This window comes from Holophagales bacterium (assembly GCA_016719485.1).
Classification (GTDB): domain Bacteria; phylum Acidobacteriota; class Thermoanaerobaculia; order UBA5066; family UBA5066; genus UBA5066.
Genome location: JADJZB010000033.1, coordinates 51099 through 65027 on the forward strand (window position 1 = coordinate 51099; position 13929 = coordinate 65027).

Annotated in this window: 2 protein-coding genes; both read left to right on the forward strand. The window is 71.6% G+C overall.

The genetic code is table 11. The features are described from left to right. The first annotated feature begins 76 nt into the window (after positions 1 to 76). Entirely contained in the window at positions 77 to 2824 is a 2748-nt protein-coding gene (locus IPN03_24285; protein ID MBK9376747.1) for a right-handed parallel beta-helix repeat-containing protein, read from the forward strand. After that, on the forward strand, positions 2815 to 13269 hold the full coding sequence (locus tag IPN03_24290; protein ID MBK9376748.1) for a carboxypeptidase regulatory-like domain-containing protein: 10455 nt from the start codon (positions 2815 to 2817) through the stop codon (positions 13267 to 13269). The genes IPN03_24285 and IPN03_24290 overlap by 10 nt, the downstream gene beginning before the upstream one ends. Positions 13270 to 13929: the final 660 nt, after the last annotated feature.

Genomic DNA, 13929 nt, shown 5'->3' on the forward strand with positions numbered 1-13929 from the left:
CGTGCGATCGGGACGGAGTTCCGAGGGCGTCACGCGGTCCCGGGTCGCCCGGAGGCCTGAGGGTCGAGGGTCGATCGTGGTGATTCTTCTGGGGCTCGCCCTGGCCCTGCCCGCGGGAGCGGAGACGCGGGTGAGCGGAGAGATCCCGGAGTCCACGGTCTGGACGCTCGCGGGCAGCCCTTACGTCCTCGACGGCGCCGTCTACGTGCGAGGCGCGTCGGCGCCGGTGCTGACGATCGAAGCCGGGGTGGAGGTGAGGGCGGGGGACGGACAGCTGATCTCCGTGGGGGACGGGGCGGCAGGAACGCTGAACGCGATCGGGACGGCGGAAAGGCCGATTCTCTTCACGACGACGGGGACGCCGGTGGCGGGCGCGTGGCAGGGCATCCATCTCGGAAACGGCGCGGGCGAGAGCCGGCTGGAGCACGCCGTCGTGGAGGGCGGTGGATGGGCCTACACGGCGGGCATCCTCGTGGTGGGCAGCGCGCCGGCACTGAAGAACGTGACGGTGAGGACGACGCATCACCGTGGGATCCACGCGGAGGTGGGCGCAGCGCCGCGGATCACGGACAGCACGGTGACGGGAACGACCGGGGGAGACGGAACGGGGATCCACGTGAGCGCTGACGGGCGGCTGGAGATCTCGGACACGGTGATCCAGGGCAGCGCGAACGGAGCGATCACGGTGGAACCCGGGGCGGAGCTGAGCGGGCTGACGGGGCTGGTGTTGACGGGCAACGGGCAGGACGGGGTGAGGCACGGCGGGGGATACCTCGGGACGAGCGAGACGTGGAAGAGCTTCGGCTACCCGTACTACCTGATCGACAACGCCGTCTACGTGCAAGGTGCATCGGCACCGGTGCTGACGATCGAGCCCGGGGTGGAGGTGAGGGCGGGGGACGGACAGGTGATCTCCGTCGGGGAGGGGGCGGCAGGGACCCTGAATGCGATCGGGACGGCGGAAAGGCCGATTCTCTTCACGACGTCCGGGACGCCGGTGGCGGGCGCATGGCAGGGCCTGAACCTCGGAAGCGGCGCAGGCGGGAGCCGGCTGGAGCACGCCGTCGTGGAAGGCGGTGGATGGGGCTACACGGCGGGCATCCGCGTGGTGGGAAGCGCTCCGGTGCTGAAGAACGTGACGGTGAGGACGACGCATCACCGCGGGATCCACGTGGAGGCGGGCGCAGCGCCGCGGATCACGGGCAGCACGGTGACGGGAACGGCCGGGGGAGACGGAACGGGGATCCACGTGAGCGCCGACGGGCGGCTGGAGATCTCGGACACGGTGATCCAGGGCAGCGCGAACGGAGCGATCACGGTGGAGCCCGGGGCGGAGCTGAGCGGGCTGACGGGGCTGGTGTTGACGGGCAACGGGCAGGACGGGGTGAGGCACGGCGGGGGATACCTCGGAACGAGCGAGACGTGGAAGAGCTTCGGCTACCCGTACTACCTGATCGACAACGCCGTCTACGTGCAGGGTGCATCTGCGCCGGTGCTGACGATCGAGCCCGGGGTGGAGGTGAGGGCGGGGGACGGGCAGCTGATCTCCGTGGGGGACGGGGCGGCAGGAACGCTGAACGCGATCGGGACGGCGGAAAGGCCGATTCTCTTCACGACGACGGGGACGCCGATAGCGGGCGCGTGGCAGGGCATCCATCTCGGAAGCGGCGCGGGCGGGAGCCGGCTGGAGCACGCCGTCGTGGAAGGCGGTGGATGGGCCTACACGGCGGGCATCCGCGTGGTGGCAAGCGCGCCGGTACTGAAGAACGTGACGGTGAAGACGACGCATCACCGCGGGATCCACGTGGAGGTGGGCGCGGCGCCGCGGATCACGGACAGCACGGTGACGGGAACGACCGGGGGAGACGGAACGGGGATCCACCTTGCCTCGGGCAGCGCCGCGCGGATCGAGCGGACGACTTCAGACGGGAACTCCGGGGCGGGGATCGTGAACGAGGGATCGCGCACGTCGCTCCGCTTCGTGACGCTCGCGGGAAATGGCGGCGACGGGCTCTGGAGCACGGCGGGCGCCCTCTCGCTGCGCGACGGAGTGGTGACGGGCCAGCAGGCTCCCGTACGCAATTCAGACACGCAGGACCGCACCGTAGACGCCCGGCAGCAGTGGTGGGGAAGTGCGGACGGGCCGATGGGACTCGTGGGTCGCGTCGAGGCCGACCCGTGGCTGGGCGCGCCGCCGACCCCCGCGTTTGCCGTGACGTCGCTGGACGTTTCCACGAGGGCCTTTTCGCCTTCGACCTCGAGCGTCCGTTTCGACGTCGCGTTTCCTTCGGTCGCCAGGTGGGTTCTCGGTCTCTTCGGACCCGATGGCGCGGAGGCCCGGCGATTCGCGGGAACCGGCCACGTCGCGACCGTCACGTGGGACGGAACAGGTGCCTCTGGGGCAGCTCTCGCGGACGGGGAGTACCGCATGCGTCTCGAGGCGGCCGACGAAACGACGAGTCGTGCCGCAGCGCCGCTCGTTGGAAGGATCGCGCTCGACGGTTCTCTCCCCTCGGCCGTCCTCACGGCGCCATCGGGACTGGTGGGAGCGAAGGTCGGCGACGAGCTGACGATCGAGGGGAGCGCGGGAGGCGCGGGCTTTCAGTCCTACGTTCTCGAAGCGGGCGAGGGAGACTTCCCACCTTCCTGGACGATCGTCGACCGCGGCATCCTCCCGGTCGCGAACGGGAGGCTCGGGACCTTCACCACCGCGCTCCTCTCGCCGGGACGCTACACGCTGCGGCTTTCCGTGACGGGCGGCGCTGGCAAGGTCGCCTCCTCGACGGCGCGCATCGAGCTCGTCGAGGAAGGGGAGTGCCGTTGAGGGTCGGGCGGCAGAGCACGTGCCGCCGGATCGCGGGACGGGCGGCCGTGGCGGCTGCGCTCTTCTCTCTGCCTGCGGTCGCGCGCCCGGCGCCTGCGGAGACGACTATCGGCTCTGGTCAGCTCCGCCTGGTGGGGGCTTCGTTCGACGTGGAGCCGATTGCACAGGCCGTCCCGGTCGGAGTTCCGGCGGCGCTTCGGACGCTCTTCGGCGGTGATGCTTCCGGTCTCGCGCGGGCGGGACTGCGTGTTTCGGCCGAGCTCACCGGGCCGGGACTGCCGGCTCCGCTGACCCTCACGACGGCCCCTGGCGCCGACCTGCGCCTTCCGCCGCTCCAGGTGAGGGGCGAATACCGGCTGGAGGCGATCCGCCTGACGGACGGGGCGGGCACGTCGATTCCGGGCGCGCACTCCGTCGCGACGGTGGTCGTGACGGACGTCCTCGTGTCGAGCATCTCGTCCCGCGTCCTGACTCCCGCAGAGGTGGCGGACCGCGGCATCGTGGTAGACGACCGGAGCTTCAAGGCTTTTTCGTTTGCCCTCGGGCTCGCGATTCAGGGACAGACGATCGGTATAGAGCTGCCTGCCATCGTCTGGAACGGCAGGGAGTACCAGGCGATCGGCCCACCGCAGATCGTGGTCGAAGGACCGCCGCTCGAACGGTTTCAGCCGCCCACGATCGTCGCCGTGCCGCTCTTCGACGCGGAGGACGCCCCTCCTCCGTTCGAGGAGGACGGCTTCGACGAGGAGACCGTCGCGCCGCGCCCGGTCTTCGGTCTCCTGGTCTTTCCCGGGAACGTCCGCTTCCTGAACCAGTTCCTCTCAGTCGTACTGATGGTCCAGAACGGGAGTCCGGAGGGCTCGGGGCTGGTTCTGAGAGACGTCGCGACGACGGTGCGCCTTCCCGCGAGCGCTCTCCGCCTGGCCGGGACGACGCCGGCCGTGGCCGACGGCCAGCCGATTCCCGTCCGCCACCCCGGTCCCGACGGCGTCCTCGACACGACGGACGACCTCGTGGTCCTCGCCGCCCTCCAGGCCGGTTCGGCAGAGCTGGTGGCCGAGGGGCTCCGAGTCGGGACGCACGAGGTCGTCTGCGAGATCGGTGCGACGCTCGACGGTCTCGCGGGCCAGCCGGCCCGGCGTCTGTCGGGCCGGGCCCGGGGAAGCGTCGTGATTCGAGACCCGAGCTTCGGCCTGACCTTCCATCATCCCGAGGTCGTCCGCAGGGACGAGGAGTACGAGCTGCGGGTCACCGTGGCGAACACGTCCACGGTGCGAGCGAACCAGGTTTCGCTCGCCCTCGATGCCGCAAGCCTGACAGGGGCCGTACCCCTCGACGTTCCGCCCGGCACTGACCCACTCGCCGCATTGGGCGACATCCCGCCGGGAGACGCGGCCGACGCGCGGTTCCGCCTACGCGCGACGCGCACCGGCCGGGTCGTCGCGTCGGCCTTCACGTCCGACGGGGCGGTCTCGGGTTCGCTGCGCCTCCGGGCCGGCGTGACGAACGACGGCGTGCCCCTCTCGCCCGACACGTTTCTCTTTCCCTCTTTCGTCGCCGCGCTGCCTGCGCCCTTCGTGGACGCGGCGACGAGACTGATCGGCATCGCGCACGGCCTCGCGACGGCCGATGCGACGGTCCCGGGGAGCCTCTCCCCGCCCGACTTCTCCGACGGCTCGGTTCGCGCACGCGCGACCGAGCTCGTCGCAGCCGCCCGGAGGGCGCGCATCGGCCAGCCCATTTCCTCGGCCGTTGCGGACGTCCTCCTGAGCTGGCTCGGTACCCGGGACGAGATCCCGGGGTTCGACCTCGTCCGCCGCGGAAACACCCGTGGACGTGAGCTGGAGGCGGCCGCGGCTCTCAGCCTCGAGGAACTCCTCAGGACGGGAGGACGATCCGCTCTCGACCAGTTGCTGGTCGATGCCGCAACTGCGAACGGGGAGCCGGAATTCCCGGGACGGAAGCCGACCGGGCCTGCGGTCGTCCTACTCGAATCGGCCGGCCCGGCAGATCCTGTGGCGCGCCTGCGGCTGCGGGAGGTGCGAACCGGCGCAGAAACGTCCGGCGGACCCGAGGAGGCGACCGTCCTCCGGGAGGTGCCGTACGCCGCGCTCTTGGCCCTGGTGGCGCCTGGAGGCGGCGCAGCGGGGCTCATAGGTCGCCTGCCGGAGCAGGGGCTCGAGGTGGCGATCGAGGGCCGCCGAACCGGCCTGGTCGGGCTGGATGTTCTCTTCCCGGATGGGCAGGGCGGTCTCTCCCGCGTGAGGTTCGGCGGCATCCCGGTGCGGGAAGGCTCGCTGACGACGGCGCGGATCGTCGTCGGAACTCCTCTCGTCGTCCTCAGCTCCTCGATCGACGTGCCGAGAGTCGCGAGCGCCTCGATGGCACCCCCTTCGCCGTTCGCGGCGGTCGCGGCCGTCCAGGACGTCGATGCGAACCCGCTCGGGAAGGTCGTCACGCTCCTCTTCAACCGGGCCGTCGACGCGAGAGCAGCGTCCGACACTCGACTCTGGCGCCTCCCGACGACGACGAGCGGAGGAGGCATTCTGGAACGGGCGGTCGAGGCGGTCTCGACGTCGACGGACCCCCGCCTCGTCTCGCTTCTCGCCGCCGGCGTCGTGAGTCCCGTCCGCCCGGGAACGGCTCGCGGCGACCTCGTCCCATCGAGCACGGGAGAGGGGTGGAGCGGGGAGCTCGCGGTCACCGCCAGACTCGCGGTCGAGGGGGGTGAGCTCGAGGGGCGCGTCCTTGGCCCCGACGGCACACCTCTGCCGGACGTACCGGTTCGTCTCTCAGAGTCGGCGACGGACGATCTTTCCGGGCGGACCTTCGAGGCGACGACGGCGACGACGCGGACCGACGCCCGTGGCTCCTTCGCATTCGACTTCGTGCGCCGGCAGGATGGAAGACCCTTTCGCCTCGATGCGAACGATCCGGCCTCAGGGGCGCGGGGCTGGGCGGCCGGCTCGATACGGCAGAACGGCGATCTCGTGCACGTCGACGTCGCGCTGCTCGGGAGAGGGACCGTGCGCGGCACCGTCGTCGACGGGACGGGAGCCCGCGTCGCAGGGGCGATCGTCCGTTGCCGGTCCGCAGTCGATTCGTATCTGAGCTCGCAGTTCAGCGCGGCCGACGGGTCCTTCGTCTTCCTGTCGGTGCCCGTGGGTACCCTTCAGCTGCAGGCCGAAGAGCCGCGTACGAGAGAGACGACGTGGGGCACGGCGCGGCTCGACGCGCCCGGGGCCTCGAACGAGGTGACGCTCGTGCTGGAGGCGCGCCCAAGGGCGCGCCTCTCGGGGCGGGTCCTGCGCGGCGCCGGCGGACCCTTCGCGGGCGCCTGGGTTGCGGGCTATGGCGAAACGGGCGAGTACTTCGGCGCCCGGAAGACTCCGGAGGACGGAAGCTTCCTGTTCGAGTCGGCTCCCGCGGGGGCGGTGAAGCTCGAGGTCCTCGACGGATCCGCGCACGCGCCGGTTCTCGTGCAGCCCCTCACGCTTCTTCCGGACGGCGTCCACGACGTGACGCTCGTCGTCGAGGTCGTCACTCCCCGGTTCGGGGCGGTGAGCGGGGTCGTCCGGAGGACATTCGAGGGCGTGACCATTCCCGTAGCCGGTGCCCCGGTCTGGGTTTCACGCGGTGGCATCCGAACGACCAGTGCCGCAGACGGCTCGTACCGTGTCGGCGACGTGCCGGTCGGGGCGACGACGGTCTGGGCACAGCTTCCGTCCTCGGGCCGGGCCACCTCGGTCGCGGCGACCGTTCTCGAGGGCGCGACGTCCCCGGCCGACCTGCTCTTCGCCGACACGAGCCTCGGGAGCGTTCGTGGCACCGTCGTCGACCAGTCCGGCCAGCCGCGCGCGGACGCTCTCGTCGAGATCTGGGACGTGGGTCCGCCGCTGAAGCTCGTATCCGGCACGCGGAGCGGTGGCGACGGAAGCTTCCACCTCCCGAACGTGCCGCCAGGGTCGTGGCGGGTACAGGCCACGGCGGCCGAGACGAGAGGTGGCGTCGCGTTGCGAAACGCGGGCTCGACGATGGCGACTCTCCCCGGGCCGGGGGCGTCGGCCACGGTGACCCTTGCTCTCCGGGGATTCGTCGACGTCACGGGGCGCGTCGTTGCGCGGGCTCGTGATCGGAACGGGGACCTGGTGGAGAGCCCGGTCTTCTGCACGGTGGACGTCGCAGCGGGGCACTTCTCGGGCGGCCTTCCCGAGGATCCCGACACGGGCGACGACCCGGAGAACGGGCGCGTCTTCGCCGACGGTCCCGGATTCGCGGGTTCGGTCGATTCCGATCCGTCCGCGGGCACCTTCCGCTTCCCGTTCGTCCACGGGGGGCGGATCCTTCTCGTCGCGAAGAACCCGTTCTACGGCGAGCGCGTCGTCGACCTCGGCGACGTCAAGGGGGATGCGGTGCGGGGGCCGATCGATCTCGTCTTCGACGGGAACCTCGGCGTCGTCGACGGATTTCTCTTCGACGCGGCGGGCGCTCCGGTTGCCGGAGCGCCCGTCTCACTGGAACCGCTCGGGACCCCGTTCGGCGAAGCGCTCGAGTCGACGACCGCACCGGACGGGGCGTTCCTCTTTCCGCTCGTCCCGCTCGGCCTGAACAACCGCGTCGTCTACTCGGGCTCCCTCGGTGGTGTCGACCGCTGGGCCGAGGCGCTCGTCAGCGTCACGGCCGCCTCGCCCCGGGCGCGCGCTACGCTGCGCGTCGTTCCGGTCGGAGAGGTCACCGTCCGTGTCGTCGAGAACGCATCGGGGGCGATCTCTCCGGTGGCCGGCGCCGAGGTCCGGGTCGAGGAAGCCGAAGGGCTGCGGCGCGCCCTCGACGGTGTCGCGGACGCGGAGGGGATAGCCCGCTTCCGGGGCGTCTCGGCCGGCCCCATCGTGGTTCTGGCCCGAAAGGACCTCGTGGCGGGTCGGGGCTCGGTGCTCGGCGCCGGAGAAGGCTTCCGGGTGGACGCCATGGTCACGCTCGCGCAGACGGCGGAGGTGAAGGGCGTCGTCCGCCAGCCGTCGGACGGCACGGGGCTCGGAGGTGTCAACGTCCTGGTCGACGCCGGACCGTGGAAGGGGATTCTCGGCGCAGCGACGACCGACGCCGAAGGCCGCTTCCTCATCGAGGGCCTTCCCGGGGGAGACGGGACGGTCTACCGGATCCGGGCGGAGGACCCGCGGACTCTGCGCGGCGGCTCGTCCCCGGTCTTCGTCCTCCTCGCGGGAGAGGTGAAGGAGATCGACGTGACGCTGCGCGGGATCGGAAGCGTCACGGGCGTTCTCCGGACGTTCGACGGGACGAGAGCCCTCGCCGGTGCGGAGGTCGACGTCTCCTCCCACTCCGAGGACGGGAGCGGCAGTCCCGACCTTCGCATCTCGACGGGGGAGGACGGGCGATACCGTGCCGAGGGAGTTCCCGAGGGGACGATCCTCGTTCGGGCCCGCGTCCCGCTTTCGGGCCTCTCGGCCCGCGCCACGGGTCGGCTGTCCGGAGAGGGCGAGACGCTCACGGTCGACCTCGCGGCCTCGGCGACGGGACGCGTGCGCGGTGAGGTCCTCGCCAGCTCCGGCGAACCCTTGCCCGTCGGCAGCCTCGCGCCCGAGGTTCGGCTCGAAGCGGGAGCGACGCTCGAGACGCGCCTCTCTGTGGCATACGACTTCGTCGAGGTCGACGCGACGGCGCCGTTGCTCCTCCAGGCTTCGGAGCGGGTCGAGCCGTTCCACGGAGGTCTGTTGCGGGGGCGCGCCGTAGCTGGTCAGACCGTCGTTGCGGACGTCCGCTATGCCCCGTTTGGAACGCTGCGCGTGCGGGTCGTCAAACCGGACCCCGATCACCACGGTCTCTTCCTGCCCGCGCCCGGAGTCGTCGTTCTCTCGTGCGGTGAGCCCTACGAGCACCGGTTCCCCTGCGGCATGCCGGTCCGGACCGACTCCGCCGGGAACGTCACTCTCTCCAGCGTGGGTGGAGGCGCGCCCGGGCGCCTCGTCGCGACGGAGGAGGCGACGGGAGCGAGCGGGACGTCCGGCGTCGCGCCCTTCTCCGCCGATGGCGAGACGCGCGACGTGACCGTCGTCGTCGAGCCTCGCGGCGTCGTCCGTGGGCGGCTGCTGCTCCCGGCAGGAGCCGGGCCGGCCGGCGATGCGAGCGTCGTCCTGCAGCAGCAGGATCTCCGCGGCTTCTGGATCGACGTGGCCTCGACCGTCTCGAGTACCGACGGCCGCTTCGAGCTGCGCGACGTCGGGTTCGGTCATCTCGTCCTCCGTGCGGCGACGACGACCGGCCTGCTCGCGCGAGTGGAGGTGGCCCTCCCGCTCACCGCCTCGATTCCGGTCGTCGGCACGGGGGACCTTATTCTCGACGGCGAACGGCCCCGGGTGGTTCTCGGGACGCCCTCCGACGGCTCCTTCGACGTCGCGCTGACGCCGGCGATCGAGGCCGTCTTCTCCGAGCCGCTCGGCGCGGCCCTCCACGGCCGGCGGCCAGAGGATTTCGTCGAGCTGAGCGGTCCGTACGGAGCCGTGCCGGCGACCGTCACCCTCGACGCCGGCGACACGCTCCTTCGGGTCGCCCTGGCGAACGGGGCGTCGCTCGCCGGCGCAACGACGTACCAGTTCCGGGTCCTCGGCTCCCTTCCCGACCGCGCCGGTCTGACGCTCGGCGGAGACGTCGTCGTCCGCTTCACGACGGCCGACCTGACGGCGCCCACGATTCTCACCTCCTCGCCGCTGCCGGGCCAGATCCAGGTCGCGACCGACGTGAACCCGGTCGTCGTCTTCACGAAGGCGCTCGACGCGGCCACGGTCGCTTCCGGCGTGCGGCTCGAGAGGCGCGACGCGCCGCAGGGGCCGGTCGCCTGCGCTCCCGCGCTGCGCGCTGACGGGCGGACCGTCGCCCTCAACCCGGATTCGCCGCTGGCGGAGGAGGCCGGCTACGAGATCGTCGTTGACGACGTCGCCGACGCGGCGGGCAACCGCCTGCCGTCGACCGTCCGGATTCCGTTCCTGACGCGCGACGACCACGCACCCGTCGTGACTCTCGACACCCCTACAACGTCGACCCCTCTGGAGGGCAGCATTCAGGAGTTCACGCTTCGCTTCGACGACGACGACGTGGATCTCGTGCGCCTCACGATCGCCGCGGCGACCGGCTCGACGACCTGTGGCGAGAGTCCTCCGGCCCCGTCGGAACGGGCCATCTCGTTCTCCTGCCGGCTACCGCTCATCTCGGCAGCGGGCGGGACGAGCGTCGTCGTCCGGGCCGAGGGGATCGATCGGTCGGGCAACGCCGCGCTCCCGTCGGACACGGTCCTTGCCCTCGCTCCCGACGCGCCGCCGGTCCTCACGGTGACGAGCCCGACGGACGGGACCCGCTATCTCTCGGGGACCGCGATCCTCGTCGTCGGGAGCGTCGAGGAGGACAACGGCCCTGTCACCGTGACGGTGAGCTTCGGCGGGGCGAACTGGACCACGAGCGGTCCGGGCACCTTCTCGCTGAGCCTTCCGGTCCCGATCGTCGCGGCGCCCGCGACCCTGGTCCTCGAGGTTTCGGCCGTCGACGCGGCCGGGAACGCGGCCCGATCCATCGCGATTCCGCTCGGCGTCGACCCCGACGTGACGTTCCCGTCGATCTCGATCGCAGCGCCCGAAACAGGCAGCGCCTTCATCGGCGGACGGCCGCTCCTGCTCGTCGCTTCGGCCACGGACGACGCCACGGGTGTTTCCCTGCGCTGGCGGGCCGGGAGCGGAGAGTGGAGCCCGCCTGCTGTCGGCGCTCTTTCGATCCTCGTGCCGACGCCCGTCGTCATGGCCGAGACACCCTTCCTCCTCGAGCTCGAGGCGCGCGACGGCGCGGGAAACGTCACACCGGCGACCCGGAGCGTCCGCCTCCTGCCCAACCTCGCTCCGATCCTCTCCGTGACGATGCCCGGCCCGGGGTTCCGAGTGACGGCGCTGGCGAGCTTCGTCGTCACCGGGACGGCTTCGGACGACGGCGGCCTTCCCACGGTGACGGCGACGTACGGCGGCGCGACGAGGACATCGACAGGAGAGGACTTCTCGTTCTCGTTCCCTGCACCGGCGGTCTCTACACCGACCGAGTCGACGCTTCAGGTGATGGCGGCGGACGCGGAAGGGAATTCCTCGGGGCCCGTCGACCTCGTCGTCACGGTGGTGCCCGATGCCGGTGGGACGCCGACGATCGTCCTCACTTCGCCGGATCCCGCGGTCCTTCTCGCGGGAGAGGACGCCTCGGTGCGCCTGACGTATGCCGACAACGTCGGCCTCGAGGCCGCGACGGCCGAGGTGACGGGTGGCCTGACGTCCGGCGGCCAACTGAGCTACGCGCTCGCGGGGACGAGCGCGGAGAAGTCCGTGCCGCTCACCTCGGCCGCCGTGCCGTTCGGCACCCCGGCTCGCATTTCAGCGGAACTCCGCAACATCTCTGCGCGAACGGCCTCGCTCGACGTCGCGCTCCCGGTCGCCTTCCATCGCCTCGAGAATCCGCTCCCCGCAGGCCCGATTGCCGAAGGAAGCCTCCTGTCCCTCGCGTTCCGTCTGACGCCGGAAGGGCGTGCTCGTGCGGCGGCCCTGAGGCTCGAGATCGGGACGCAAACGGCGGAAGGCTTCGCTTCAGTCGCGTGCGCCCAGCGCTCCGCCCCACTGGCCGAGCTCGAGACACTCGCCATCGAGGTCCCTTCCGGCCTCGCCGGCCTCGTCCTCCGTTCCGTCCTCGTCGAGGCCGGCGGGAACGAGGCGACGGCCGCCGACGCTGACGGGCGCGCCCTCTTCGAGAAGCCTGTCGTCACGACGGCCGACACCGCGTCTCCCACCGTCGCCATCGTGGCCCCCGCGGAAGCCGAAACGTTCAGAGCCGGCGCACCCGTCGCCGTGGACGTGACCGCGACCGACGACGTCCGGCTCCGGTCGATCGAGGTGGCGTTCGCCGGGATCACGAAGGCGTGTGCCGCCTCGCCCTGCCGGGTCTCCTTCTTCGCACCGCAGGCGGCGGCGCCGGCGAGCCACACGATCACCGCGGTGGCGAAAGACGCCTCGGGCCGGAACGCGAACGCCACGGTCACCGTCACCGTGGCGCCGCCGGCAGGAGCCTCTCCGGGCGTGGCGGATCAGCGCGGCGACGGGCGAAAGCCGCGCGTCGCCTTCGTGACTCCGGCCCACTCGCCCGCTGCGGTACCTCCCCTGTCCACATACGTGCCGTGGGTCGACGCCTCGGACGAAGACGGGATCGAGACGATCGAGCTCTTCCTCGGGGACGACGCACAGGCGCCGTGCCTCGTTCTCCGGATGCCGGAAGACGCCTGGCCACCGCGGAAGGGGTGCGCCATCCCCGGCCTTCCCGAAGGAACAGAACTCGTGCTGCTTGCGCGGGCGACGGACCGCGCAGGCGAGAGCGCGGAAGCTCGAAGCGTCCTCGTCGTCCGGGAGGGACTCCGGCTCCTTGGTCCGGTGTCTCTCGCAGGTCGCAGGGACGAACTGGCCGACACCACGCTCTACGTCGAAGGCGACGTGTCGGTCGACGGCGAGCTTCTCGTCGGCGAGCTGCACCTGCGTGCGGGCGCCACGCTGCGGCCCTCGCCCGGCGGCGCTACCCCCGACGGGCTACGTATCCGGGCGAGGAGCGACCTCGTTCTCGACGCCGGCTCGAGGGTCGACGTGTCGGCGACGGGGGCTCGCCGGGCATCAGAGCTCGACCCGGGCTCGCCTCCCGACCGGGAAGGAGAGGGCGCCCCGCACGGTGGAGACGCCGGCGTGGAGGGCGCGCTGCGCGCTGCCTACGGTTCGGCGTCCGATCCGGTGCTTCCCGGGGCGCGCGGGGGCACTGCCGGGACGTTTGGGGGCGGCGTCGTCTCGCTCAGGGCGAGGCGGATCGTCCTCGCGGGTGTCGTCGAAGCGAACGGCGAGGACGGAAACGTGGACCGACCGGCGTGGCGGGGCCTCGGGGCCGGGGGTTCGATCTTCCTCGCAGCGGACGAGACCGTGAGCGGGCCCGTCGATACGGACGTGAAGGCCCCACGGTGGGGATTCCTCTCGGCACGCGGAGGTGCTCCGTCGCCGGCCGAAGCGGTTCCCTTCGCCGGTGCTTTCGCCGCCGGCGGGCGCCTCGCCCTCTCGGCGCCACTCCTCACGCTTCCGCTTCTCGACGTGTCGGGGACGCGGCCGCCGGAGGCACCGGTGTCGGGAAGGACGGGAACGATCTTCGTCCGGGACGCGCTGAGGCCGGATGGCGTGCTTCTCGTTCCCAGGCCACTGGCGGCGAGATCTCGCCTTCGGGGAAGACACCGTGACGGCCACCGCCGCACAGCTGGGCCGCGGGGCCGCTCACGTCATCGCGGGGGCGCTCGGTCTCCTGGTCGTCATGCCGATCGTGGCGGACGACCCGTTCCTCGTCACCCCCGCGTCCGGTGGGCAGGCCGTCTTCGCTTCGGGTGACGTGGAGATCAAAGGCGGTGCGAGGGTCGACTCCATCGGACTCCTTTCGACCGGGGGCGGTCGCGGCAAGGGCCACGTCGTCGCGGGCGGGAGCATCCGCCTCTCGGGGAAGGCCCGTGTCGAAGGCGACGCGCGCTGCGGGCCGGGCGGTGAAGTCAGGAAGGACGGGACGGCGTCGGTCTCTGGCAGAGTGGAGACGCTTCCCGAGCCGCCCGAGCCGTCAACTCTCGACCTGGCTGCGCTCGAGGCGGCGCTTTCCGTCGCGAGCGACAACGTCCGGATTCCCCGGACCGCCCTGGGTCGCCTCGCTCTTTCGGGTCCCGCAGGCCGATCCCTCGCCGTCGGAGACGGCGACCGGCTGGAACTTCCAGAGGGGACGTACCTCTTCGACGCCCTTCGCCTCGATGGGCGCGCCGTCGTCACCGTTCGAGGTCGTGTCCGGGTTCTCGTCACCGGACCGATCCGTCTGTCGGGCCGGAGCCGCCTGAATCCGGAGTCGGGTCCGTTCTTCCTGCGCCTCTGGTCCTCTGGAACGGAGCTGAAGCTCGAAGGGACCTCATCGCTGCAAGCCTTCGTGCTCGCGCCGCGGGCGACGGCCTCTCTCACCGGTGACACGGCCCTGACGGGGGCGCTCCGGGCCGCGGTGGTCAGCCTCGACGG